This is a genomic window from Synechococcus sp. RS9916 (assembly GCF_000153825.1).
Lineage (GTDB): Bacteria > Cyanobacteriota > Cyanobacteriia > PCC-6307 > Cyanobiaceae > Synechococcus_C.
In genome coordinates this window covers 1,562,682-1,587,297 of the sequence record NZ_DS022299.1, presented here as the reverse complement: position 1 = coordinate 1,587,297, position 24,616 = coordinate 1,562,682, and the positions used below count along the sequence as shown (strand labels likewise).

The 24,616-nt window shown below is 59.0% G+C and carries 25 protein-coding genes, 2 tRNA genes and 1 pseudogene; 16 read left to right on the top strand and 12 right to left on the bottom strand.

Going from position 1 to position 24,616, the window contains the following annotated elements; genetic code table 11:
* The first annotated feature begins 18 nt into the window (after positions 1-18).
* The 3 genes from RS9916_RS08575 to RS9916_RS08565 are packed head-to-tail and all read left to right on the top strand — an operon-like array spanning position 19 to position 2,929.
* Positions 19-360: a histidine triad nucleotide-binding protein gene (locus RS9916_RS08575; protein ID WP_007098967.1), complete on the top strand. Its 342-nt coding sequence runs from the start codon at positions 19-21 to the stop codon at positions 358-360.
* A 52-nt stretch (positions 361-412) separates the two neighbouring features.
* Positions 413-2,704, top strand: coding sequence for an ABC transporter ATP-binding protein/permease (locus RS9916_RS08570; protein WP_083773093.1), 2,292 nt, complete (start codon positions 413-415; stop codon positions 2,702-2,704).
* A gap of 9 nt (positions 2,705-2,713) precedes the next feature.
* On the top strand, positions 2,714-2,929 hold the full coding sequence (locus RS9916_RS08565) for a chlorophyll a/b-binding protein (protein WP_007098965.1): 216 nt from the start codon (positions 2,714-2,716) through the stop codon (positions 2,927-2,929).
* A 3-nt stretch (positions 2,930-2,932) separates the two neighbouring features.
* Here the strand turns inward: RS9916_RS08565 and RS9916_RS08560 are convergent, their stop codons facing one another.
* The 4 genes from RS9916_RS08560 to psbX all read right to left on the bottom strand — a co-directional run bounded on the left by RS9916_RS08560 (position 2,933) and on the right by psbX (position 5,207).
* Positions 2,933-3,436 carry a hypothetical protein gene (locus RS9916_RS08560; RefSeq protein WP_007098964.1) on the bottom strand — a complete coding sequence of 168 codons (504 nt, stop codon included), beginning with the start codon at positions 3,434-3,436 and terminating at the stop codon, positions 2,933-2,935.
* On the bottom strand, positions 3,433-3,987 hold the full coding sequence (locus tag RS9916_RS08555) for an LpqB family beta-propeller domain-containing protein (RefSeq protein WP_007098963.1): 555 nt from the start codon (positions 3,985-3,987) through the stop codon (positions 3,433-3,435). Before RS9916_RS08555 ends, RS9916_RS08560 begins: the two co-directional genes overlap by 4 nt.
* Positions 3,988-4,008: 21 nt before the next feature.
* The gene (locus RS9916_RS08550) at positions 4,009-5,004 is read right to left on the bottom strand and encodes a Ycf66 family protein (protein WP_007098962.1); all 996 of its coding nucleotides are present in this window, start codon (positions 5,002-5,004) and stop codon (positions 4,009-4,011) included.
* A gap of 80 nt (positions 5,005-5,084) precedes the next feature.
* The gene (gene psbX, locus RS9916_RS08545; RefSeq protein WP_007098961.1) at positions 5,085-5,207 is read right to left on the bottom strand and encodes a photosystem II reaction center X protein; all 123 of its coding nucleotides are present in this window, start codon (positions 5,205-5,207) and stop codon (positions 5,085-5,087) included.
* 78 nt (positions 5,208-5,285) lie between these two features.
* Here psbX and RS9916_RS08540 point away from each other — a divergent pair, with 78 nt between their 5' ends.
* A complete protein-coding gene (locus tag RS9916_RS08540; RefSeq protein ID WP_038024404.1) occupies positions 5,286-5,624 on the top strand; it encodes a YggT family protein in 339 nt (112 codons plus the stop codon).
* 45 nt (positions 5,625-5,669) lie between these two features.
* On the opposite strand, the gene accC is transcribed toward RS9916_RS08540, so the two are convergent.
* Positions 5,670-7,013, bottom strand: a complete 1,344-nt coding sequence (gene accC, locus RS9916_RS08535; RefSeq protein WP_007098959.1) for an acetyl-CoA carboxylase biotin carboxylase subunit — start codon at positions 7,011-7,013, stop codon at positions 5,670-5,672.
* Between the two features lie 170 nt (positions 7,014-7,183).
* Between accC and RS9916_RS08530 the strand changes: the two genes are divergently transcribed.
* From RS9916_RS08530 to msrB, 3 genes are all read left to right on the top strand, one after another.
* A tRNA-Leu gene (locus tag RS9916_RS08530) sits at positions 7,184-7,265 on the top strand.
* A gap of 76 nt (positions 7,266-7,341) precedes the next feature.
* On the top strand, positions 7,342-8,646 hold the full coding sequence (locus RS9916_RS08525) for a hypothetical protein (RefSeq protein ID WP_007098958.1): 1,305 nt from the start codon (positions 7,342-7,344) through the stop codon (positions 8,644-8,646).
* A gap of 25 nt (positions 8,647-8,671) precedes the next feature.
* Positions 8,672-9,100, top strand: a complete 429-nt coding sequence (gene msrB / locus RS9916_RS08520) for a peptide-methionine (R)-S-oxide reductase MsrB (protein WP_007098957.1) — start codon at positions 8,672-8,674, stop codon at positions 9,098-9,100.
* A 23-nt stretch (positions 9,101-9,123) separates the two neighbouring features.
* Here msrB and RS9916_RS08515 read toward each other — a convergent pair whose 3' ends face one another.
* The 3 genes from RS9916_RS08515 to RS9916_RS08505 form a co-directional block, all read right to left on the bottom strand.
* A complete protein-coding gene (locus RS9916_RS08515) occupies positions 9,124-10,212 on the bottom strand; it encodes a PRC-barrel domain-containing protein (RefSeq protein ID WP_007098956.1) in 1,089 nt (362 codons plus the stop codon).
* 107 nt (positions 10,213-10,319) lie between these two features.
* A complete protein-coding gene (gene smc, locus RS9916_RS08510) occupies positions 10,320-13,928 on the bottom strand; it encodes a chromosome segregation protein SMC (protein ID WP_007098955.1) in 3,609 nt (1,202 codons plus the stop codon).
* Between the two features lie 80 nt (positions 13,929-14,008).
* Positions 14,009-14,386: a hypothetical protein gene (locus RS9916_RS08505; protein ID WP_007098954.1), complete on the bottom strand. Its 378-nt coding sequence runs from the start codon at positions 14,384-14,386 to the stop codon at positions 14,009-14,011.
* A 56-nt stretch (positions 14,387-14,442) separates the two neighbouring features.
* Here RS9916_RS08505 and RS9916_RS08500 point away from each other — a divergent pair, with 56 nt between their 5' ends.
* Positions 14,443-14,907: a hypothetical protein gene (locus RS9916_RS08500; RefSeq protein WP_007098953.1), complete on the top strand. Its 465-nt coding sequence runs from the start codon at positions 14,443-14,445 to the stop codon at positions 14,905-14,907.
* Positions 14,907-15,335: a phage holin family protein gene (locus RS9916_RS08495; protein WP_007098952.1), complete on the top strand. Its 429-nt coding sequence runs from the start codon at positions 14,907-14,909 to the stop codon at positions 15,333-15,335. The genes RS9916_RS08500 and RS9916_RS08495 overlap by 1 nt, the downstream gene beginning before the upstream one ends.
* A gap of 3 nt (positions 15,336-15,338) precedes the next feature.
* Here the strand turns inward: RS9916_RS08495 and RS9916_RS08490 are convergent, their stop codons facing one another.
* Positions 15,339-16,496: a class I SAM-dependent RNA methyltransferase gene (locus RS9916_RS08490; RefSeq protein ID WP_038023526.1), complete on the bottom strand. Its 1,158-nt coding sequence runs from the start codon at positions 16,494-16,496 to the stop codon at positions 15,339-15,341.
* A 24-nt stretch (positions 16,497-16,520) separates the two neighbouring features.
* Here RS9916_RS08490 and RS9916_RS15350 point away from each other — a divergent pair.
* From RS9916_RS15350 to RS9916_RS13895, 5 genes and pseudogenes are all read left to right on the top strand, one after another.
* Positions 16,521-16,607: transfer RNA gene (locus tag RS9916_RS15350), tRNA-OTHER, on the top strand.
* A gap of 320 nt (positions 16,608-16,927) precedes the next feature.
* Positions 16,928-17,035: pseudogene (locus RS9916_RS15405) on the top strand (asparaginase); the annotation flags it as partial.
* Between the two features lie 56 nt (positions 17,036-17,091).
* Entirely contained in the window at positions 17,092-18,072 is a 981-nt protein-coding gene (locus RS9916_RS08485) for a hypothetical protein (protein ID WP_232199561.1), read from the top strand.
* Positions 18,065-18,946: a sulfotransferase domain-containing protein gene (locus tag RS9916_RS08480; protein ID WP_071961565.1), complete on the top strand. Its 882-nt coding sequence runs from the start codon at positions 18,065-18,067 to the stop codon at positions 18,944-18,946. The genes RS9916_RS08485 and RS9916_RS08480 overlap by 8 nt, the downstream gene beginning before the upstream one ends.
* 16 nt (positions 18,947-18,962) lie before the next feature.
* A complete protein-coding gene (locus tag RS9916_RS13895) occupies positions 18,963-19,484 on the top strand; it encodes a hypothetical protein (protein ID WP_232199560.1) in 522 nt (173 codons plus the stop codon).
* Here RS9916_RS13895 and RS9916_RS08475 read toward each other — a convergent pair.
* The 3 genes from RS9916_RS08475 to RS9916_RS08465 all read right to left on the bottom strand — a co-directional run bounded on the left by RS9916_RS08475 (position 19,481) and on the right by RS9916_RS08465 (position 21,821).
* On the bottom strand, positions 19,481-19,762 hold the full coding sequence (locus RS9916_RS08475; RefSeq protein ID WP_232199559.1) for a PqqD family protein: 282 nt from the start codon (positions 19,760-19,762) through the stop codon (positions 19,481-19,483). The two genes, RS9916_RS13895 and RS9916_RS08475, sit on opposite strands and share 4 nt — an antisense overlap.
* A 270-nt stretch (positions 19,763-20,032) precedes the next feature.
* Complete coding sequence (locus RS9916_RS08470; protein ID WP_007098946.1) at positions 20,033-21,154, bottom strand: hypothetical protein; 1,122 nt, start codon at positions 21,152-21,154, stop codon at positions 20,033-20,035.
* 214 nt (positions 21,155-21,368) lie between these two features.
* Positions 21,369-21,821: a hypothetical protein gene (locus tag RS9916_RS08465; protein ID WP_007098944.1), complete on the bottom strand. Its 453-nt coding sequence runs from the start codon at positions 21,819-21,821 to the stop codon at positions 21,369-21,371.
* A 230-nt stretch (positions 21,822-22,051) separates the two neighbouring features.
* Between RS9916_RS08465 and RS9916_RS13890 the strand changes: the two genes are divergently transcribed.
* Both RS9916_RS13890 and RS9916_RS08455 read left to right on the top strand, forming a co-directional pair.
* Positions 22,052-23,149 (top strand): phosphotransferase, encoded by a 1,098-nt coding sequence (locus RS9916_RS13890; RefSeq protein ID WP_007098943.1) that lies wholly within the window; start codon positions 22,052-22,054, stop codon positions 23,147-23,149.
* 217 nt (positions 23,150-23,366) lie between these two features.
* Entirely contained in the window at positions 23,367-24,131 is a 765-nt protein-coding gene (locus tag RS9916_RS08455) for a sulfite exporter TauE/SafE family protein (RefSeq protein ID WP_007098942.1), read from the top strand.
* Positions 24,132-24,616: the final 485 nt, after the last annotated feature.

The following is a 24,616-nucleotide window of genomic DNA, read 5'->3' as shown; positions in this document are numbered from 1 at the left end:
CGCGAGCAGGCTTTCTCCATGGCGGGTGACACGATCTTTGGTCGCATCCTGCGGGGGGAAATCCCCTGTGATGAGGTTTACAGCGATGACCACTGTCTGGCGTTTCGGGATGTGGCACCCCAGGCTCCTGTGCATGTGTTGGTGATTCCACGCAAGCCGATCGAGAGCTTGCGGGAAGCGGAGCCAGCCGATGAAGCATTGCTGGGTCACCTGTTGGTGGTGGCTGCGAAGGTGGCGAAGCAGGAAGGTTTGGAGGCTTGGCGCACCGTGATCAACAGCGGCGCTGAGGCAGGGCAGACCGTGTTTCACCTGCATGTGCATGTGATTGGCGGTCGGGCCCTCGACTGGCCGCCGGGATGATCAGACGCCAGCTGCGACCAGTCGCCACAATGGTCATCAGGAAGGTGAGTTCATGGCGTCCCTGCAGTCATTTCGGTCCCAGCTGACGAGGCTGCGCCGCCTTTCCCAGCCCTACTTCTTGCCTTACACCGACAGCAACGGCTGGCAGTTTGCGCTGCTGTTGTTGTCGCTCCTCTTCTGTGTCGCAGGCACCGTGCTTGGCCTGCTGTCCGGTTTGATGGCCCTCCTTGGGGCCATCTGGCCGCAAGTCACAGCTCAGTATCTCGGGGGTGTGCAGGGGTCAATCGCAGCGATCTGGTCCTTGCCGATCATCACGATCCTGTCGTGGGGACAGCTGTCGTTAGCGATTTACCCCGTTGCTCTGGTGGTGTCCCTGATCTGTCAGGACCGCTTACGGCGTGGCTTTGAGACCAAGGCCTGGCTTTGTTTTCCAGCGCTGATTGTCAGCTGGTTGCTCACCGTTCAGTTCGCTGTCTCGGGGGTGTTGGCCTTGGTGGGTGTGCTGGCTCCCGCTCTGGCCTCTAGTCAGTTTGCTGGTGTGAATGGCCCTCTGAAGCAGTTCTGGACCGTTCCGATCGGAACACTCAGTCCGTGGATGAATCAATTGGGCCTGAGTTGGCTCTGTTGGGGGCAATTAATCCTTCTGTTGTTCATATCAGGCCTCGGCTGTTTTATCGGCTTTCGCTCACGTTTGCGTCAGCGCCGTTGGTTGCCCTGGCTTCTGCTGGGTGTGATCATCCTGATGCTGTTGTCGGTCAATGGTATCAATGCTGGTATTACCTTCATTGCTCGCGATCTCACGAATGCGCTGATTGAGCGCAATCCTGAGCTGAGCTATCGCAATCTTTGGGTGTATGGCATCTGCTTCATGGCGGCGCTGCCAATTCGCACGCTTCAGTACTACCTTACGGCGAAGCTCAGCTTGATCTGGCGCGACTGGCTGACTAAAAGTTTGGTCTCCGACTACTTCAAAGACAGGGCTTATTACGTTCTCAATCCCAACGAAGGATCAGGGGGTGATGTTGATAACCCTGATCAGCGGATGGCGGATGACACGAAGGACTTTACGAAAGAAGCTCTGAAGTTCACCCTCGATATTTTTGATTCGCTGTTGATGTTCTCGTTGAACATCGCAATTCTTTGGAGTATCAGTGGTGAGCTTGCTTTTGCCCTCTTCTTGTATGCGGGAACCATTTCGGCGGTGATGGTCTTCGCGGGACGACGGCTTGCTGCGATTAACACCGATCAGCTCCGCTATGAAGCGGATTTCCGCTATGGACTCGTCCATGTCAGGAATAATTCGGAGTCGATTGCTTTTTATTCGGGTGAGCCTGAGGAGTCTCGCGAGGTTGGTCGCAGGCTGCGAACGGTTATTCGCAATTTTGATCTTCTGATCATCTGGGAAGCCCTGTTGAAGATGCTGCAAAGGGTTGGTATCTACGGCAGTAATTTCATTCCTTATTTGATTCTGATCGCTCCGATCCTCTCTGGGAAGATGGACTATGGCGGTTTTTCCCAGGCCAATGTTGCGTACAACCTTGTTGAAAATTCGCTGTTTTTCATCGTTTATAAGATCGAAGATCTCGCTCGCTTTTCTGCGTCGGTGGGTCGCTTGGAGGGATTTCAGTCGAATATTTCTAAAATTGATCCTGTGGAGTACAAGGATTTCTTCTCTGAGGTCACGCCGGCCAATTCAATTGTGCTGAAGGGTGCAGCGGTGAAAACCCCCTTCTCCGAGCGACTTCTCGCCAAAGATCTCAACTTCAGCATTACAGGAAGCCAGAAGATGTTGGTTGTGGGTCCCTCCGGCTGCGGCAAGACATCGCTGCTGCGAGTGATCAGTGGCCTCTGGGCTTCCCCCACCGGTCAGGTTTCCACCCCTCCTTCTGGGGAATTGTTGTTCATTCCCCAGCGCCCTTACATGACCCTGGGGTCGTTGCGGGAGCAGCTTTGTTACCCCCTTGACTGTGATCGTTTCAGCGACGACCACCTCAGGGCGGTCCTGAAGGAAGTGCAGTTGGAAGCGTTGCTGGATCGCTATCCGTCGTTTGATGTGAAGCAGGACTGGCCCCGCCTGCTCTCGCTTGGTGAGCAGCAGCGTCTGGCCTTTGCGCGCCTGCTTCTCAACGCCCCCAAGGTGGTGGTTCTTGATGAAGCCACCAGTGCTCTTGATGTGGCCACCGAGCGCCACCTCTATGAGCTGCTGGTGGAACGGGAGATGGCTGTGGTCAGCGTGGGGCACCGTCCCACCCTCAAGTCATTCCATGATCTGGTGCTCGAGCTCAACGGTCAGGGGGGCTGGCAGTTGCTCCCCGCCGCCAGCTATGACTTTGGTCATTCTTGAACCTGCGGCATGACCACCAGCAGCACTGACGCGACCTCTCAGGAGTCCGGGGCCGGTTCCGTTCCGGCCACCAGTGCCACCACGTCCGATGTGCCTGCCTTTGGTTGGAGTGGCTATGCCGAGCGGGTGAATGGTCGTTTCGCCATGGTTGGCTTTGCGGCGGTGCTGTTGGTGGAAGCGCTGTGCCACGACACCTTTCTGCATTGGGCGGGCCTTGTTCCCTGAGGGCTAAGGCAGGCGGATGAGGTCCACGCCCCAGCGGCCGCTCCGACTCACCTGCACCGCCAACATCCGGCCGCTGCCATCCAGGCTCACCTGGCGGGGGACACCTGCCGGAACAATCTCGAGGCGTTGGAGGCTGCCAACGCTGCGCCGGTAGAGCATCAGTTCGGTGCGCCCGTCCCGTTGCTGCACCACGGCGAGGCGCTCACCATCACCACTCAAGCTGATGCTTACGGGTTGGGCATCGGCTCTGTTGAGCCCTGGCGTGGGAACCGGCATGCCGTTGCGCAGATCGATCAGCTCGATGCGTTCCCGTCCGTTCTTGCTGGCCAGGGTGGCGAGCCACCCCTGCGCCATGGAAGGGTCCCGGCGGGCATCACTGCTCCGCTCCAGAGAGCCATTGAGCGCGTTCATCGGCCTGATTTCATCACTGCTGCAGCCCGCCAGGGTGAAGGCTGTGGCCGTGATCAAGCCTGCGACCACGCGAGGGCCGGGGGGCAGGGACCTCATGGTGTCTCCTCCGGCGTTGTCACCCGTAATCCGCCAGGGCGATCGGGTTCGAGCATGCCGCTGAGATCAAGAACCTCCACGCGCCAACGTCCGCGTTGCGCCACCTGCATCGCGAGTCGTTGGCCGTCGGGCGCGATCTGGATGCGAACAGGGTCGTGGTTTCCAGGGGGGCGCACTGGGTGGGCTCGACCGGTGAGTCGGTCTTCGATCACGGCCAGGCGTCGATTGCCCCGCTGGGTGATCACCGCCAAATAGCGGCCGTTCCAGCTCAGTGATGGAGAGCTATGGGGCTGTTGTCCGTTGAGGTGACGCAAGGGAAGCGGTTGATCGCTGCGCAGATCACGCAGTTGAACCGTGGGGCGTCCGCGCCGGTCTTCAATCACAGCCAGCACTTGGCCATTGCCGCTGATCGCAGGATCGGTCTGCTGGCGGTCCGCAGCAGCGCCGGGAGCGCGGCGGGTCTCCGGGCCACAGCCGAGCAGCAACAGGCTGAGGGCGGTCGTCACACTCAGTCGGCGGATGCTGTTGGAGATCACAGGCCGATCGCCCATGGCTGTTCAGCCCTGTTCGGATCAGTCGTCGAAGCGGGAGCTGTTGTCGCGCGGACGGGAGCTGCGTGGAGCTGGACGACTGGCACTGGTCGGCCCTGCTTCGCTGCGGTTGGATTGCGGCCGTTGTTCTGGGCGTGAGGCTGTCTGAGCCGAGGGTGCACGCGATGGGCCTGATCCAGAAGGGCCTGGACGGCGTGCGCGATCCGAGGGGCTAAAGGCTGCGTCTTCGGGTCCCTGACGGAGCGGTGATCCCTGGGGGATACCGGAGGGACGACTGGTTGCCGAAGCCGGTGAACGCTCGGTGCGAGCGTCTTGATCGGCGGGACTCATGCGGGTGGCACTGGGGCGACTGCCACGGCGTTGATCCTGCCGCTGATCCCGGCGCTCGCCGAAGGACGGACGTTTGTCTGCTGCGTCATCCCGCTGGCCGAAACGGGCCATCCTGCGTTCCCGTTCGCTGCTGCGTTCGTCCCAGTTGTCGCCTGCTTTATCACGATTGCGACGGCGGCTTGCGGCTTGCTCAGGGATGGCAGCGCGCGAAGGCCGACGGGGGCGATAGAAGTCCTGTTCGTTGCCATCCTGTTCGCCGTAACCCTCGTCGGCGCTGCCTTGGAAGCGGCGGCGAAGGGGCTGAGGCTCAGGGTTGTCAAACCGGTCGTAGGACGAATCCCAGCCGCCATTCAGGCCCCCTGCCGGGTCTCGTACGGGGGCCGGTTCATCATCGAAATAGGCCGAGCGGCGCGCCTGTTCCGTGGAGACGCCGCGCAAGCGGACGCTTTCGTAGGCAAAGAAAACTGTGGTGCTGGCGAGCAGAAACTGTCCGAACTGCAGGATCGGATCCAGGCGCCAGCCCTGAAAAAACAAGATGCCGCCACACAGAAGGCCGATGGCGGCAAAGAACACGTCGTAGTCCCGTGCCAGCGCAGGCTTGAAGCTGCGCATGAAGTAGAGGAGCGCGCCACCTACGGCCAGCACGATGCCAACGATGCTGGCCCAATTAAGACTGGCATTAACCACAGTTGCGTGCCCCCTGGCTACGGCTGAAGGCTGTTAACGAACAGCTCTTGACCGTCAGTTTACGGAGTGCGCCAGTGGCATCAGAGCTTGCGGTCGACCTGGTCGGTCTGGCTGAGGAAGAACAGGCCGATGCTGGCAGGGATGACCACGATCAAGGTGCCCCACACGAGGCTGCTCAGAAAATTGGAGAGGGAGGGGGTCATGTCGACGCGGAATCGATGGCCTGGATTCGAGGATCCTACGGAGTGTCGGCGTCTTTCTACGATGCGGGCTTGGATGCTTTGAGCTTTGTGACGCCAACCCTCATTGCGCTCCTGCCCGGTGTGCACCTGGTTCTCGGCTTGCTGCTGGCTGCCTGGACTCTCTGTTTCCTCCTGCGCATCGTGCTGACCTGGTACCCCCAGGTCGACCTCAAAGCCGGCCTCTGGCCCGTGGTGGCGCTGCCCACCGAGCCGGTTCTGGCGTTGAGCCGCCGCGTCATCGCCCCAATCGGTGGCGTCGACGTGACGCCGGTGATCTGGGTTGGGGTGATCAGCTTGGTGCGCGAATTATTGGTGGGTCAGCAGGGATTGCTTTCGCAGCTGCTGATGCGCAGCGCAACCAGTGGAGCAGTGGCCTGACCCTTTCTTCGAGATGAGACGATTCAGCCAGGACAATGACCTGGCTTAGAGCATGTCTTGTTCGACGAATTTGGTGTGCACGTCGCCCTGTTGGAACTCCGGGCGGTCGAGAAGGCGCAGGTGGAATTCCACGGTGGTGGGAATGCCGGTCACGGCGCACTCATTCAGTGCGCGGCGCATGCGCTTCAGGGCACTCGGGCGATCCGGTGCCCAGATGATCAGCTTGCCGATCAGGGAGTCGTAGAAGGGCGGGATGTCGTAGCCGGTGTACACGTGGCTGTCGACGCGGATCCCAGGGCCTCCTGGCGGTAACCAGCCGGTGATCTTGCCGGGGGCCGGCCGGAAATTGTGGGCGGCGTCTTCCGCGTTGATGCGGCACTCGATTGCATGGCCCCGCAGCTGGATTTGGTCTTGGCTGACGCTGATCGGCTCACCGCCGGCGATGCGCAGCTGTTCTGCGATCAGGTCAATCCCTGTGACCATCTCGGTGACAGGGTGCTCCACCTGAATGCGGGTGTTCATTTCCATGAAATAGAAGCCCCCGCTGCGGTCGAGCAGGAATTCCACGGTGCCTGCCCCCTCGTATTGGATGCTGCGTGCGGCGGCAACGGCGGCTTCCCCCATGCGGCGGCGCAGTTCCGGATCCAAGGCCGGGCTCGGAGCTTCCTCCAGCAGTTTTTGGTGACGCCGTTGGATTGAGCAATCGCGCTCACCGAGGTGCACCACGTTGCCGTGGCGATCGGCCAGCACCTGCACCTCCACGTGCCGGGGCCGGTCGATGAATTTCTCCATATAGAGCCCAGGGTTGCCAAAGGCCGCTTCAGCTTCCCCCTGGGCTGCTTTGAACAGGGTGTGCAGCTGATCGGGACCGGGCACCAGGCGCATGCCACGGCCACCGCCACCGGCGGTGGCTTTGATCATCACCGGATAGCCCATCTCTTCGGCCAGGGCAGCTGCATCGTCGGGGGTGGAGAGCAGGCCCTCGCTGCCGGGAACGGTGGGCACGCCCACCCGTTGCATCGTGCTTTTGGCGGTGGCTTTGTCTCCCATCGAACGGATCGCGTGGGGGGAGGGGCCCACAAAGGTGATGCCATGGTCGCGGCACATTTCCGCGAAACGATCGTTCTCTGCCAGGAAGCCATAACCCGGGTGGATGGCATCAGCCCCACGGGATGTGGCGGCCGCAAGGATGTTGGGGATATTGAGATAGCTCTTGCTGCTGGCGGCTTCGCCGACACAAACCGCTTCGTCTGCCAATTGCACGTGCAGAGCGTTGCGATCAACCGTGCTGTACACCGCCACCGTGGCGATCCCAAGCTCTCTGCAGCTCCGAATGATCCGGAGAGCAATTTCGCCGCGGTTGGCGATCAGCACCTTGCCGATGGTCATCCCGCAGTATCCATGCAAGGGCGGATCGTATCAGCGCCTCTGCTTTGAAAAGCCAAAACGTTGCGTTGAGGGCGTGCGCCTGGCGTGGCCCTGATCACTGATTGCCGAGGGGTGGACCACGGCCCGGTATGATCCATCCTCGACGAGACCCGAGCGGTCAAGTCAGCCACGCGGATGTGGTGGAATTGGTAGACACGCACGTTTGAGGGGCGTGTGGCTTCGGCCTTGCGAGTTCAAGTCTCGCCATCCGCACTTTTTCTTCTCAACCGAATGCTGGCCATCGCGAGTGACGGAATGGCCTCCACGAGGTGTCTCTCCGATCAGGCCAATGTCTGAGCCGCGTGGACCAGGACCCTCCAGGGCACCGGCTCGCCTGTCGATCGTTTTCGTTTCCAATGGCCCGGGGGAGTTGGCCACCTGGGTGCGTCCGCTGGCTGAACAGCTGCATCGCTCCTTGCAGCTCCGTCCCAGGGCCCAGCAGTCGCTGATCAGTCTTCGCCTCGTGCTGGTGCCCTGCCCAAATGCCACAGGGCAGGAGGCGGATGCCGCGTCGCGCTGGGGTCAATTTGATCGGATTACGCCTGCTCGGCGGTTCTGGCGCATGCTGCTGAATCCTCGGCTGGAAGGTCCTTGGGCTCCCCAGGGCGTGGTGGTGTTCCTCGGGGGGGATCAGTTCTGGAGCGTGCTGTTGTCGGCACGGCTCGGTTATCGCCACATCACCTATGCGGAATGGGTTGCGCGCTGGCCTCGCTGGAATGATCGCCTCGCGGCCATGGGCCCTGCGGTGCTGGAGCAGTTGCCACAACGCTTCCGCTCCCGCTGCACGGTGGTCGGGGATCTGATGGCCGATCTCTCCAGCCATGCCCGTGCCCAGGCGCCTTTGCCTGATGGCGAGTGGGTGGCGTTGTTGCCTGGTTCGAAGGCTGCCAAGTTGGCGGTTGGCGTGCCGTTTTTGCTGGACACGGCTGATCGTCTGGCGGCCCGTCGCCCCGGCTGCCGATTCCTGCTGCCCGTCGCGCCCACCACCTCGGCGGCCGCGCTCGAGCGTTTTGCGGGCTCGACGAATCCCATTGCTGCTGCTTACACCTCTGGCATTGCCCGCCTGGAACCGCCAACGGAGCGATGTCCGTGGAGGCGATTGATCACCACTGCAGGCACGGAGATTCACCTTCAGGAGGATCCGCCCGCCCATGGTCCTTTGAGTCAGTGCGCGTTGGCGCTTACCACCGTGGGTGCCAACACCGCGGAACTTGGTGCTCTCGGGGTGCCGATGATCGTGATCGTGCCCACCCAGCACCTGGGGGTGATGCAGGCCTGGGACGGTTGGCTGGGATTGCTGGCCAGGCTGCCAGGTTTGCGCTGGTGCATCGGTGCCCTGCTCAGCGCCTGGCGGCTGCGTAACCATGGTTTCTTGGCTTGGCCCAATATTTCCGCGGGCCGGGCCGTGGTGCCCGAGCGTGTGGGGGCGATCCAGCCTGAGGCCATCGCCGCCGAAGCAGACGATTGGTTGGCCTCCCCAAGCCGGCTGCAGGGGCAACGGGATGATTTGCGCAGTCTTCGCGGGCAGCCTGGCGCCGTCGCGGCCCTAGCCAATGAGGTGCGGTCCCTACTGCCGAAGGCACTCGCCGACTAATTTGAGCGCCGTTTTTCGCGCTGCTATGACCGCCCCTTCCGGATCTTCCTCTGATGCCACTGCACGGGTTGAGCGCAGCGACGATGAGTGGAAGGCGCAGCTGACGCCTGAACAATTCCAGGTGGCGCGCCAAGGGGGAACCGAGCGCGCCTTCACCGGTGCTTACTGGGATAACAAGGCCACCGGCATGTACCACTGCGTCTGTTGTGGTGCACCGCTCTTCAGTTCGGCGACCAAATTCGATTCCGGCACCGGTTGGCCCAGTTTCTGGGATGGGGCCAGCGCTGATGCGATCACCACCAAGACGGATGTGAGCCACGGCATGGTGCGCACCGAGATCAATTGCGCCCGCTGCGACGCCCATCTTGGCCACGTGTTCAGTGATGGCCCAGCCCCCACCGGTCAGCGCTACTGCGTCAACAGCGCATCGTTGAACTTCAAGCAGAACGGCTGATCGGCAGCCTGCTTACGGCTGAATCACCAGGGATCATCGAGGTCGCTCCCCGTGGAGCGACCGACTGACGGTTGTTCGGATCCCAGGGGTTCCACGTCAAGGGGATCTCCAGGGGGCTCAACTGGCCGACGGGCCGCTGGCCTGGGGCGGGCCTCGAACCGTTCAGGTAGGGGCTCGGCCTCAGGTTCGGGCGCGTAGCGGTCCTCGTCGTAGCGAGGGCGGTCGTAGCGCTCCTGCTCGCCGTAGGCCGGAGGGCGCTGATCGGCGTAGGGGTCGCGGCGATCGTCGAAGTCGCGATAGTCCCGCTCCGGCAGATCATCCATGTAGCGGCGGCGGGTTTGCTGTTCGCTGCGACGCTCCTCCACTTCCACGTATTCCAGCTCTTCTTCCGGTGCGAAGGCCTCGGCTGAAGAGGCTTGCAGCTGTTTTTGCTGCTCTTCGGCCGGTTGCCCTGAACTGAGCTGGTTCTCCACGGGCACCACGTTGACTCTGTAGCGCTCGCGCTCCTGCTCTTCCCAGCTGGGGCCACCCACACCGAGTTTCTCCAGCACGCCACTGTTGAGCTGCTTGAGCTTGTCTTCGGCGCCTTCGTAAACAATGATCCGGTCGGCACCGCTGCTGACGATTTCGTCGACAGGGATTTCCCAGGTGCTGAGCACACCCTCACCGAGCAGGGGAACCCCAACGGCACCCATCACCAGGGTGGTCAGTTCGCCGGTTTCGATGTCGAAGGAGAAGCCCAGCACCCGGCCGAGAACGCTGCCTGATTCGGTGATCACCTGGCAGTTGATCACCCGGCTGTAACGCTCCGGGGAAAAGGTCTCGCTGAGGGAATCGATCGAATCCACCAGGATCACGTCACCCACCTGACGGATGCGGTCGAGCGGCATCCAGCGGGGCAAGCCCGGTAGGAAGCGGGTGAGGGGGTTGTCGCGGAGGCCGAGGGCCACCACTTCGCGCCCATCGATATCAACAATCACTTCACCCACCACGCCGAGGCGGCGCCCCGTGTCGCGCGTGATCACCTGGGTGCCCATCAGCTCGGAGCGGAGCCACAGCCTGTCGCTGGGCACCGTTGCCAGGGGGTCGTTTGAGTTCGGGGTCGACGTCAACGTCAGGCCTCAGCCGTGGCGATTCGGACCATTTTGGCGTAAAGACCTCGCGATGACTGTTCAACGACCCCTCTGTTCATGGCCCTAGATGGTGTAAGGGGTGCTGTTTAGGCGGCATCGGGGAGTCCGACCACCTGTGTGTGGGCTCCTCGGGCCTGGGTGACGCCAATGGTGCGCTGGGATGCGCCGATCATTGGGCGGCGGTGACTGACCACGATGAACTGGGCATCTTCGGCCTGGCGGGCGATCAGGGCGGCCAGCCGTTCCACATTCACGCCGTCGAGGAAGCTGTCGACCTCATCCAGTGCATAGAACGGTGATGGGCGGAATCGCTGCAGCGCAAACAGAAAACTCAGGGCTGTCAGCGACTTTTCACCCCCTGACATGGAGGCCAGTCGTCGCACTGATTTGCCCTTGGGATGGGCCACCAGCGTGAGCCCCCCTTCCAGGGGATCTTCGGCGTTGTCGAGTTGAAGATGGCCGTCGCCATCGGAGAGGCTGGCGAAGATCTCGCGGAAATGACCATCCACAGCCTGGAAGGCCTCCATGAAGGCTTCCTGGCGCAGCGTGGCCACGGTTTCGATCCGCAGCAGCAGCTCTTCGCGTTCCTGGCTGAGCACTTCCAAGCGTTCGATCAGTTCGCTCAGGCGTTGCTCCAGGTCTGCCAGTTCTTCCAGCGCCAGCATGTTCACCGGTTCCAGAGCTTCCATGCGTTTTTGAAGCTCTTGCAAGGAGGCCTGCAGCGCTTCTAGCCCGGCTTCGCGCACGTCGTCGGGGATGTCGGGACGGGGGTCCGGCAAGGTCTGGCTCAGTTCCTGCAACCGCACCGCACCACTGCGGATCTGCTCCGAGAGGGTGTTGCGCTCCTCGCGCAGCCGCTCCAGTTCCCAGCGGGCCTGCTGCAGGCGCTGACGCTTCTCCGCTACTGCTGCTTCGGCTTCATCACGGGCACGGCGCTGTTCGCCGAATGCGGTTTGCAGCTCCTTTTGCTGGGCCTCGAGGCTGGTGCGCCGCTCGCTCAGTTGCTGTTGCTGCTCCTTCCAGCCGCCATGGGTTTGGGTGAGAGTCTCGACCGCTTCTTTGAGCCGGGCTTCTTCGGCATCAAGCGCCTGCTGTTGATCCCCAAGACGCTCAAGGCTCAGTTCACGCTGCCGTTGTTCCTGCACCAGCAGATCCTTGCGGCTGCGAGCGCTCAGCAAAGCGGCATCGGCGGCTTCCAGGTCGCTCTGCAATTGTTGCCAGGCCTCCACATCCCCCTCGGCCTGGGCATCCCGCTCCTGACCCGTGAGCTGCTGGAACTCTGTTTCCAGCGGTGCCAGGGCGGTTTGCAGCGCTTCCAGGCGCTCGCGCCCGCTTGTTTCCGCGGTGCGCAGCGCTTCGAGGCGTTGATTGCGTTGTTTGCAGCGCTCCATCAGTGGGCCATGGGCCCGGCGGGCTGCTGAGCGTTCCGCTTCAAGGGCGGCCTGGCGTTGCTCGAGCTGCCGCAGGCGCGGCCGCGTGGCTTCGAGTTGTTCCAGCAGGCGCTGCTCCTCGCGGCGACAGGCCACCAGGGTTTCGCCTAGATCCAGCAGCCTGCGGCGGAGGGGCTCGGCTTCATCGTTGTCGCTACTGGTGCCGAAACTGAGGCCACTGCTGCGCTGCGAAAAGCTGCCGCCCGTCATGGCGCCGCTTTTCTCGAGCAGCTCGCCTTCCAGGGTCACGGCCCGGGCACGTCCCAGTTGTTGGCGTGCCGTCTGCAGATCGCTGAACACCTGGGTGTCGCCGAACACATAGGCGAACACATCGCCGTAAATCGGCTCGAAGCGCACCAGATCCACAGCGCGGCCGATCAGGCCTCCACCGCTGCTGGCCTCCGGTCGCCGTCCCCGGGCCATGGCGGCGCCACCCCCTCCACCTCCGGGTGCCCGGATCTTGTTCAAAGGGAGGAAGGTGAGCCGACCGGCGCGGCGGCTCTTCAGCAGTTCAATCGCTTTTGCGGCAATGCGGTCGTCATCCACCACCACCTGCCCCAGGCGCGCGCCAGCAGCCACTTCAAGGGCAAGGCGGTGGCGTTCCTCCACTTCACCCAGCTGAGCCACGGGGCCATGGATGCCATCCAGCCCCGCCTCCAGCAGCAGGCGCAGGGCGCCCGTGCCACGGCTTTCCTGCAGCGCTTCCCGGCGGCTTTCCAGCTTGGCGATGTCGCGTTCGAGCCGGGTTTGCTCCTGCTCCAGGCGCGAGCGGGTGCGCTGCTGCACCGCCACTGACTCCACCAATTGCTGCAACTCCTCTTTGCCGCTCTGTAGGGCTTGCAGCAGAGACTGCCACTCGGCTTCGAGTTTGGTCAGGTCGTCTTGAACGCGCTGGTCCTCGGACCCGTCTTGTTCCAGCTCTTGCTGCAGTTCCAGCAAGCGTTCCTGGTCTTGCTGCAACTTGGCTTTGCGCTGCTGTTGTTCTTCCTGAAGTGGTGTGATCTGGCTTTGCAGCTCCAGCCTGCGCTGGCTGCGTTGGCGCTGCTCTTCCATCCAGGTGCCGGAGCGCCCAGCCACATCGCCGAGTCGGCGGCGCGACACTTCGACGGCGGCCTCGGCTTCACGGCAAGCCTGTTCGGCAGCGGCTAACGCATCTGTGTTGGGTGCCTGCTGCAGCTCCTGGGTTGAATCCTGAAGAGCCCGACGGCGATTGGTGAGGTCGTGGCGCTGGCCCTGGAGTTTTTCACCGTCCTGTTTGTGCTGGGCGGCTTGTCGCTCCAGCTCCCTGCCCTGACTGTCGAGACCGGCCAGTTCGGCTTGCACCGCCAGCAGTTTGTCTTCGCCGAGATCCTTGACCTTGTCCTGGAGCTCCTGCAGCTGGGCCGCGGCTTCGTTGAGGGCTTGTTCGGAAGCGGTGAGCGCTTCGCTGTCGCGCACCTCCTGCTCCCCCAGGTTGCGGTGCCGCTCCTGCAGCTCGTGCAGGGCAACCTGAGCAGCCTCATAGGCCAGCACCAGCTCCTGCTGACGGCCTTGTTGCACCTGGGCCCGCAGTTCTTGATAGGTGCGCGCTTTGGCGCAGTCTTTCTCCAGTCGTTGGCGCGCGATGTGGAGCTCCTGCTCCACGATCCGGCAGCGTTCCTGACGCTCCTGCACGTCATCGAGCTTGCGCCGCGTCTGCTCGATCCTGGTGTCGAACAGGGCCACGCCTGCGAGTTCATCGATCAGCCCGCGGCGATCGCGGTTGCTCATCGAAACGATGCGGGTGACGTCCCCCTGCATCACGACGTTGCTGCCTTCCGGATCGATGCGCAGCCGGCGCAGCTGGGTCTGCAGCTGCTGCAGATTGCAGGGTTCACCGTCGGCGGTGTAGCTGCTGGCGTAGGAGCCACCCGGCATCACCCGCAGTTTTCGCGTGACCGTCCACTCGGTTTGATCAGCCTTGATCCAGGGGCCTTCTTCCGGCGCTTCAATCCCCTCCTCTGCGGCATCCGGTTGCCAGTCGCTGAGATCGAAGCGCACGCTCACGTGCGTTTCTGCAGCTTTCCCTGCTTTGAGGATGCCGCTGTTCACCAGGTCGGGGAGCCGGTCGGCGCGCATCCCCCGGCTGCTGGCCAGGCCCAGGCAGAACAGCACGCCATCAAGAATGTTGCTCTTGCCTGAGCCGTTCGGACCGGTCACCACGGTGAAACCGGTTTCCAGGGGGATGGTCACCGCCCCCCCAAAGGACTTGAAGTGCTTAAACCCAACCTGATTGATATGAACCAACAGGATCAGGGGGCTGTCAGCGGTTCGAAACTAGCGGAGCCTCCGAAAAGCTCAAGGGGGCGTAGGCCAGAACCTGCTGCTCAGGGGCAGCTGCAGAGGCGGCAGTGCCCGTCCTTGATGCGCAACAGCACCGGTTCGGGAAGGCCGCGGACCCCCAGGCCGCTTAGGGCAACTTCGAGGGGGGTGTTCAGGTCTGTGGGGAGCTCGCCTGCGTAGTGGCCACCTGCCAACCGCCGCGCCCAACCGCGCCCACCGGAGACCGCTGCGGATTGGCGCTCCAGCCACACCAAGCGATGGGGTGGCAGAGGGGTCGCTGTCAGGGCATCGCCATCGAGCTGGGGCCAGTGATCGAGCCTCCAGGTGCGGCAGTGCTTGCCGTCTTCCAGCAGCAGATCGAGGTGGCAACCCCGCGGATCATCCGGGGCACCGGTGTGTTCCAGCACGACGTAGCGCAGCATCGGGGTTTCGCCTTCCGAGCACCATCCCTAACCTGCGGCAGGAGATAAGGACGTGCATGGAGTCGGCGCCATCCCCTGCGGATGACCACACCAACCCAGGACCTGAGGATTCGGCATCGCGGTCGTGGACGGCGGCTGACCAGTTCCGGGATCGTTTTGACACGCTGCTGCCGGAACTCCAAAGGCGTTGGCCGGAGGTGACGGCTCAGACCCTGGAAGCCACCCGAGGCAGCCTGGATGAAGCGGTGCGGGTGATCTCGCTGCAGTCCGGCCGGGCGGCGCACCTGGTGCAGTCGCAGCTGGAAGAGCTGCTCCATTCCTTGGGAGACGGCAGCAAAGGATTCGGGGACTCGTTGGAGCCGTTGGAACGACAGCTGGAGCAGCTGTTGGATGACCTCAATGAGACCTTGCGGCCTCGGATTGAACAGCCTGTGCGTCAGCGCCCGTTGCTGGCGTTGGCGATCGCCGCGGGAGTGGGTGTGGTGATCGGTTCGTTGCTTTCCAGTGGGAGACGTTCCTGATGGCTGATCTGAATCAACAGGGCAACGACCGGCCTGAGCCAGGGCGCGCTGAGCCTCAACGGCCCCGTGGGCTGGGGGCTGCTGGCCGCGTCACCGCTCTAGCGGCTTCGGTGATGGACCTGCACGTGCGGATCGCTCTGCAGGAGGTCGACCGGGAGAAGCGGCGCTTGATCAGCGGCGGCGTGTTTCTGGCCATGGGCGGCACCTTGATGCTGCTGGCCCTGATCGCCGTGGAGGTGGTGCTGGTGCTGTGGCTGCAGGAGGCCTGGGACCTGAGCCTGATGCGGGCTCTGCTGGCCCTGGCCATTGGCAACGTGGTGTTGGCCGGCATCAGCCTGCGGGTGGGTGGTCAGCTCGCCAAAGGCCCCTATCTGCCTCAGACCCTCGATGGCATCAGCCGCACCACGAAAGCCGTGTTGGGGCGCTGATGTTCAGCGCACCTGGTAATGGAGCCAGCGGCAGTCGATGCCGCCATTGCTGATCGGGATCCGTCGGGAGGCCTTCATGCGCAGGGCGCCGGTGACGCTGGCATTCCCGCTCAGGATCCAGGCATCCCATCCGGAGGCCTTGGTTTTGACCATGGCGCCTAAGTCGCTGTAGAGGGCATCAAGCCCGTCGTGATCACCGACCCGCACCCCATAGGGGGGGTTGCACACCAGGGTGCCGGGCCCTGGTGGGACATCGAGTTCACGGAAGTCGCCGCATTGGATGGTGATGCAGTCACTCAAACCTGCGGCTTCCACGTTGCTGCGCGCCTGCTCGGCGATGGCGGGATCCTGTTCGTTGCCGATGATCGGCGGCAGGGTCTGTTGGCGTTGTTCTCGATTGCGGGCCCGCTGTTCTTCCTCGGCCCAGAGCGCAGCATCAAAGTCGGCCCAGCCCTCGAGGCTGAATGCTCTTTCTAGGCCGGGGCCGAGCTGGCGGGCCCGGCTGGCGGCCTCAATCAAGAGGGTGCCGGATCCGCAGAGGGGGTCCACCAGTGGAGTGCTTCCATCCCAGCCGGTGAGCTGGATCAGCCCGGCGGCCAGGTTTTCCTTGAGGGGGGCAAGTCCCATGGCGGCCCGGTAGCCGCGGCGGTGCAGGCTGCCGCCGCAGCCATCCAGGCTGAGGACTGCACCTCCCCGTCCGAGGTGGAGATGCAGGTGCAGGTCAGGCTCTTCGAGATCGACGGAGGAGCGCTCGCCCCAGAGATCCCGCTGGCGATCAACGATCGCGTTTTTGACCTGCAGCGCGCTGTAGTGGCTGTGGTTTAGCCCCTGGGCGCTGCCGGTGGCATCGACCCGGAAGGTCATGGAGGGATGGAGCCAGCGTTCCCAGTCGACGGCGTCTTGGACGCCGTAATAGAGCGAGTCGCGACCATCACAGGGAAAGCTGGCCAGCTCCCGCAGCAAGCGAAAGGGCAGGCGGCACTGCAGGTGCAGGCGGTAAAGGCAGGCCATGTCGGCTTCGAAGGCCGCGGCGCGCCGCAAGGGCCTCACGGCTTTGGCCCCAAGGGCAATCAGTTCCTGAGCACCGGCTTCTTCCAGGCCCTGGGGCAAGACGGCAACCCCATGGTGAATGCCTCTTGGCTGACGGTTCTCCCTCCCCAATGCCTTGTGCTCCCGATCACCACTGCTGTCAGAATGGCAAGGTCCGGTTTCGGCCGGACTAGGTGATCCACACCGGTGTTTCGGACAGCGGTTCGATTCCGCTCAGCTCCATTCCCCCTTCCTGGGGCTGCAATGGTTTCGACGGGGCATAAGGAGGGTGACTGAAGCCTGCTCGGTAAGAGCAAACCCGTAACAGCGAACAACATCGTTCGTTTCTCCCGTCAAGCAGCCCCTGTTGCTGCCTGACCCTTAGGGGAGATGGGGTGAGGTCAGCCTTATCACCCAAATGACTCATGGGGCCTGGAAGGGCCCTTTTTAGTTGTCAGAGACTTGCTTTTCGGGCCCTGGCGCAGCGGCTTGAAGTTGATTGCACGCAAATTTGCACGCAAGTGACTTGTGGATGGTGAGGGGCATTCGGTAAGCCTGGGACTGGTCTGCTGCCCGCAGGCAGCCTCAATCCCCAGAAAGCCAGGGTGTTGTTGTTGTTGGCATCAATTGCAGGCTGGGATGCTGTGGGGTTGGCAGCATTGATGTTTTAACGCCAGCTCGCCCACTGATGCCAGCAGCCTCGCCTGGGATCTATCAAGCCCTGGGCATGCATCTGGAGTCCACGTTGGTCTTGCCGGAGTTGATCCAAGCAGCTCCGGCTGTGGAGCGTGAGGCGCTGGTGCAGGTGGTGGAAGCTGATCACCGGGACTGGCCAACTCTTGAGGCCAGCCCCCACAGCACGCCAACGTTGCAGTTGGCGCCGCAGGAATGGCGTCTGGAACTTGAAGGGATTGGCTGGTTTCGTGCCACTGGTGGTGAGCGTTTGGAATGGCAGCGCTGGGACGACAGCGTCAGCGACCGCGACATCCGCACGTTTGCTGTCACAAGTGGGCTTGGAGCTTTAGCGATCCAGCGTGGTGCATTGGTTTTGCATGGAACAGCGCTGGAGCGTGAAGGAGAGGCGATTCTCTTGTTAGGCCATCCAGCTGCCGGTAAGTCCACCCTGGCCTGGTGTTTGATTCAAGAAGGTTGGCGCTTACTCAGTAGTGAGCTCGTTGCCGTGAGCCCTGATGGGATGGTTCAGCCAGGGATGCATCAACTCAAGCTCTGGCATGACGCTGCTATTGCTTTGAACTTGAATTGGGCGCAACTACCACCTGTACGGAAGGGCCTAAAACGCTATGCATTGCTGGCTAAAGATCTAACTTGCATGCCACAGCCAACACCATTGCGGTTGATCTATATCTTGAATCGAGCCGAAGAAGAAATGGTTAAAGAGAATGATACTGAAGAGGGTGTGGAGAAGGTAAAAGCATCGATTTTCGCTTCGCGGAAGTTCTCACAAACATTGGCTTTAATGCGCCTACGCAACAACGCTTTTCACGCCAGGATATATCGAGGCATGGATGCAGAAACACAGCTCTTTATGCAGGCAGCTGCACTAGCTCGCATGGTGCCGGTGCATAGCTTAGTGGTTCCAGATGGAATCAAAGCAATGGCTAAAAGCCTCAAAGAGGTAGACTTTTTGCAACCTGCATCGATGCAGCAGCGCAAAGAGAATATAGAAGAGGCTGCCAGCAATGACTGACCACTATAGTTACTGGTATCTCGCTTCTTACCCCAAATCAGGAAACACCTGGTGCCGGGTATTTATCACTGAATTATTGCGATTGGCCGGAGATGATCCCGAGGAAGAACTCAACCTCAACCAAGATATTGAAACGGGAGCAATTGCCTCATCCAGGCTTTGGTTGGACGACCAATTAGGAATTAACAGTTGTGATCTCAGTTTTAGTGAGCTTGACCCCTTGCGCGGCCGTGCTGGTGCCAGTGCATGGCTTTTTGCAGAAGGCGAGCGTTTTCACAAAGTGCATGATGCATTCCATTCGCCTGATTCCCGTGGTCGCCCGGTGGTGAGTACTGACGGTTGCTCCGGTGTTGTTTATATCCTGCGCCACCCAGAAGATGTGGCCGTATCACTTAGCCATTTCTTTTCATGGCCGTTAGAGCGTTGTGTTGATCATCTACTAGATCCCAATGCAGCTCTTGTTCCAGGCAATCGCTTTGGTGGCCACCAGGTGCGGCAACATATGGGCCGTTGGGACCAGCATGTGCGCTCCTGGGCTGATCAAACTCAACTGCCAATCTTGATCATGCGCTATGAAGACATGTTGGCACAGGGCTTGGAGACGTTTACAAAATTAGTCAAATTCTTAGGTCTTCCTAATGAGCCGAAGCTCATACAGAAGGCTTTAGACAACACTTCCATCGATCGACTTAAAAAGCTCGAGGAGGATGTGGATGGCTTTGCTGAAAAGCCAGCTGGTTGCGAGCGTTTTTTTCGCTCAGGGCGAACGGGAGAGGGCGCAGAGCGACTGACGATCGAGCAGCGAAAACGACTCGCTAAAGGATTGTCTGGAGCGATGACGCGCTTCCTCTATGAGGGCCCAGAACTTGACTGAACCGTGCATTGAATTCGTGTTTGGACAGGTAAATAACCAGCTGAGGAGCGAATTGAAAGCTTTCTGGGATCAGAATAACAAGAGCTATCAAGACGAGTTGAAATCATTTCGCTCCGAATTTGCCAAAAATCGGAAGAGCATGGGTCCACCTAAAAAGACCATATCGCGTCAGCCAGCTGCAATTTCGCGTGATCAATCAGGATTGATTGATGGTGTCGTGTTTGTCGTATTGCAAGAGCTAGATAATTCAATAGGGCTCGGAAGCCATGCCTACTTTCAGCGTATGTACATAATTCCAGAATCCAGACGTTTTGGCTTAACGAATCGACTCTTTAGGGTATTCCTGCAAGGGTTTGATCGTGCAGCGGAGAAACGTGATCATCGAGCAAATGCATTGCTGGCTGAAAACATTAATCCTGGCTTGCAAAAAGCATCCATGCGACGTTATTTTGCACGCCTTGGGTTCCAAATGCTTGGAGGAAATCAACTTGGCGGTGAAATTTGGGCTAGAAAGCTCAAAACACACTTCTCATTTTAATCATCAACTACGGCAATCACTTTCTTCTCCAAGGCGGCTTCCAGCCATGCTTCAACAGAGGTCTTGCATTCGTCTGGGGTGACTTCATACTCGCCCTGTAAATGCTTGCAGAGTTCAACCAACGTAGGTTGAGATTTTAGTGCATTCCAAATGGCTGAGCCTGTTTCGTTGAGAACTAGATAGTCGCAGGTGTCGCTTTGAAATAAAGCTACATCGCCATCGAGTTCGGTGCAAACAGCTTGGGAATGCTGCTTAAAACGTTTGTTGCTGCTTGCCATCAGGTTGTAAAAACGCGCTAAGGGTATCAAGTCAATCATGGCATAGATAAATGCTTAGGCCATGGCACGTCAACCTCGCTATTAGCGAGCCGGCTTCTCCTTTTGCATCACACTTCGAGGCAATAGCCGCCCCTTCTTGAATGCAAACATCTTGAAGGTAATGGTCGTGCTAGGTATCGGATAACGAATCAGGCAGTATTAAAGGCCTCCGTTAAGGCTGCGTGTGAGAGGTTTGTTCAGCAACCAGTGAAGTATTGCCGAATGTAGTGGTTACTCTGCATTTTGGTGTTGGCAGGTCCTAGTGGTATCTCCTTTGTATTTGGGTGGGTTGCAGGACTGTCCTTTGATCCATTTTTTTACGCTAGTGTAACTAAAGACTTGTACTACACTACAATGATACTTGGAACCGTTTGTCCGTTTGTTTGCACTGGCAGTGTTGCAGGACTGGTTGGCAATCTTTTTGGCATCATGAACTCTCACGTCACGATGTTTGACTGATTCAGTGAGAGCTTGAATGACGGGTGTTTGCCAGGTTTTCTTTTCAACCTCTGTTGCATTACCGCTGCCAAAGCGATATTCAATGTTTCCAGAAACGCGGGTTTCAAAGGCTTCGTCATAGGAAACGTTGACGCCAAGCGTTAAGCCATCGGTGATTTCATAAGCCAGGGCTGCCAAAACACCATTGCCATCATCTGCTGTGAGGTCATCACCATGCTGGTAGTAGTAACCAATTGAGGCGTCCCACTCTGGAGTGATTGCATACCCAACATCTAAGCCGTAGGTGCTCAAGGCACCGCCGAGGTAACGGCTATTGATCTTGTACTCGGTCGTACCAACAGGAAACAAGCCATAGGCATTGAAGTTCCAGCTATCCGATACCGCTTCTAAACCTGCTGCAACCTGCTGGAAGAAGACGGTGCTGCTGCTATCGACCGAGACGCCTGTATCGGCATAAGCCGTTGCCATCGGCCTGGTGTCATAGCCCGCATTCACCCCGTACATCCAACTGCGGTCACCATTGAGCCAGCGGTATCCCAAGCGCGATGAGGTGGAGATAGTGGTACCAGCCACCGTGGTGTTGATGATGCTGGAGTCGTTGTTGTAGTCAGCGAAGTTGACGTTGGCGAGGGCGTCAACAAACAAGACGCTGTTCTCGCCAACCGACAGCGGCAGGAAGCCGCCAATGCCTGCCTGGTTCGGTGTTCCTGCCCCTTGCAGTGCGCCCTGGAAACCAACCGTTGGTTTGATGGCATCTTGGAGGCTGATGCTCATCACCCCCAGGTCTTCTGCGTCACCTGACTCTTGAGCAATGGCAGGCAGCAGGGCACCGTTAGAGAATGACAGTGCAGCGGCACTACCCAGGGAGAGGGACAAGCTGATGGAACGCTGCATCAAACAACCTTCAGTCCGCAGATGATGCTGTCGATGTTGTGGGTTGTCAGGCAGGGCTGGTACGCATCTTCAAGCGCCCAACCCACTTGCTTCTGCCTGAGGTTGCAGCCCACAACCGTGAAAGATGCATGCGTGTGTCGCGGGTCATTGGTCAGGCGTGACTACCTGAGTGTTCCCCTCTCTGCATCAGTTGGGGCATGACGCCATTTCTGAATCAGCCCCGAAACTCCTCCAAGAGCTGAGCCACTCCAAGAGCGGTCGCCTCGATGTTCATGGCACCCTCCAAGGCTTTGCAGGCCGCGGCCATCACTGAAGGAAGCTCACGCCCTTGGAGGACGGTGCCGGCTTCCAGGTGATGCCTCACGCTGCGCTCGACCATTGCTAGTAGATCTTCGGCTCGATCTCCAACGGTGCGAGCTCGTGCGAGCTGCTCTTGTCTGAACGTCTCAAGCTGGTGTTTGTAGCGCTGAAGATCTTTCTTCGTTCGTGCCTCTGATGCTTGCTGGAGCATCCCCGAGTCGTAGTCAGCCAGACGCTCGACCCAGTTCCACTGTTCTGCCCGCCGGCGCAGGGTCGATTCAGAGCAGCCCACGACATCCGCTGTCTGACTGAACTGGCGACTGGGACCAAAGTCTCGATGGAGCAGCAGCAGCTCGAAGGCATTCATTGCTTAGTTGTGACTTGATTAATTATTCGAAACCGCCAGAACGTCAAATAAAGTTGGCGACGTCCCGACAAAACAATCCACTACCCCTGCTGTGGTGGGGGCTTTTTAATACCAGCAGATTGAAACGAGATTTTTAAACTGGGTTACAGCTGATTACCCTTCCGTGTGACCACCTGTACCAAATGTAGGAGGAGCCCTAGAGCTAGGCAAGAGCCAGAGAGACTTGATCGATGCGAGAGCTTATTGACGATCCTTTATGTGTAGATGCAGAGTGGTTGACTTATGTTTTGCAGCATGAAGGGCATCTCCAGTCTGGGAAGGTTATTGCAGTAACCAAGACTCCTCTAGGAAATTCAATCGGATTCTTGTCGAGGGTGGTCAGACTCTCGCCTGAATACCAAGGCAATGCTGATGGGCTTCCAGATAGCTTTATCCTAAAAGCCCATACAGTTATTCCCAACTTCTTAGGAGTCGCGGAGGAATTAAAAGCTTTTGACCGAGAGCTTGGTTTCTACCAAGAGTTTCGTCAAAAGGTATGCTCGCGACTGCCAAAGTTTTACGGAGGTTATTCTCAGGCGGGCCGAGGTTGGCTATTGCTGGAAGATCTGAGTTCAATTCCACCTGGGGATCAAGTGGCAGGGCTTTCAAATCTACAGGTTGCCAAGACAATTGAGAATATTGCAGCCATACATGCCTTGTGCTGGCAGTCAGAAGAATTGAATCGTGCCAAGTGGCTTCCAATTGATGATTTCTGGTTTCGAACAGAGATTGAACGTTCTTGGCGCACCCTAAAACAATCTTATTGCTTGAGGATTGGAAGTGAAGGCTGCGAATTGATTGATTCGTTTGTTGCTTGTCATGGCGATTTGTTTGGGCGTCTTTCATCACGTCCAAGAACCCTTATCCATGGAGATCTCAGGGCGGACAATCTGTTGATGGATAGCAATCCAAAAAGTCGTGATGATGTCATTATTTTGGATTGGCAGACTGCCACACAAAGCATGGGTGCTATTGACATCGCCTTTTTAATTGCAGGAAGCGAGCCCACAGCAGAGCGCCATGGTCGGATTCATTCACTTGTAAGGACATGGCACACAGCTCTTGTGGAGAACGGCGTAAAAAGTTACTCATACGATGAGGCTTATCTGGATGTTCGCGCTGCACTCCTCCTGTGTCTTGCCGTTCCCATCAAGGCATTTGAAGAACTTGGCGGCCCCAACTTCCGAAATGTTCGCGAGGTTCAGCTTGCTGAGTTGATGATTTTCAGATATGTACAGGCTGCTTTGGATCTCAATGTAGGTGAGCTTTTAGAGAGTTGGGATTTTTAGCCAAGACTCAAGGAAATCTATTGCCCTCCAACACGAGGGCAGCATTGAGCTTATTGAGCTTCATCAAGGCCCCCCCCCCCCTCTCTCTCTCTCTCTCTCTCTCTCTCTCTCTCTCCTGGTTCTTGGAGCCTTGTATTGCGTGAGTTGAGCATTAAACAGAGCCGCTGGGCCATAGTCGGCTCATGCGATAAGTGCTTCAAGGAGGATCTAATCCAATATGAGCCTTGACATCCCATTAATTGGCTTGGGCCTGGCGTTGGGAGCGGTATGCGGGTTCTTCAATGCCGTTGCCTCTGGAGGCTCTGCAGTGATGTTTCCTGCCTTGCTTGCCATTGGCATACCCGCGGACATCGCCAATGCCACCTCGAGGCTGCCGATTCTGCTCGGTAGCACCACAGCGCTGTGGTCATTCGAGAGAGCCAAGCTCATCCCCTGGCAATCAGTCTTGCGGCTTTCGATCGTCTTTCTGCCATTCAGTCTGCTGGGAGCAGAGATTGCCACAGTAATGAATACTTCGATCAGTCTTCTTCTGATTCGTATTTCCATATTGATGGCGCTTGTGTTTCTTCTAATACGTCCGCAGCAGTTGTTGAAACGCCGACCAGATAATGGCGATAAAGCCTATATTCAAATACGTCTGTCTCTCTGGCTATTAACTGCTTTTTGCGGCTTTTGGGCAGGGCTGATTATCGTTGATGCTGCCATATTTCTTCTCTTAAGCTTGGTGCTGGTTGGAGGCGTAAGCCTGAGGCAGGCAGTGCCAGTAAAAACAGGCTTGGTTTTTTTGTTCAGCATTTCTACTTTCTTGATCTTTGCGCGAAGCGGAAAGGTGGAATGGCAAATAGGCATTCCGATGGTGATTGGCAGCATCTTCGGATCATTAATCGGTGCAAAGGTAGTAATGAGCCAGTACGCCAATCAATGGGTTTACCGCTGCTTGATCGTCGTCGTGCTGATTGAGAGCGTGCGGCTATTCCTGTGACTCATCGCATGCAAGTCGCTGCCTTCCTCATCAATCTTCTGGAATGGTATTTCAAGGCTCTTGTTTTGGCCTGGGCTGGGGCTTATTGGCTTGTCCATCCCCACTCGCTTTAGGGGAGCGGTACAGCTGGCAAAGGTGAGTCAGCTTCAAGGAAGAACTGTTTCTGCAATAAATCACCCTGTCGCGTCACGGTTACTTCAGGGGCAAAATTCCCTGGGGTGTATTGCAGTCGATGCGGCTTTCGCCCTCGCAGTTCGTCGACTATTAAGCCAAGAGAGAAGCTCTGATGGATGCCATTCGCTGGTGATTTGCTGCTGGCCTAACCACTGAACTTCCACTTAGCATTTTTAAGAATGGTAAGGGATTTTGATGCCATCAGGCCGAAGCGAGATCAAGAACTGCTCCACCGATACAAAGGCGCGCCTGCGCTCACCTCTCATTGCAGACGAACTCCAATACCGCGCCGTTAACCACGACGGCAAAAA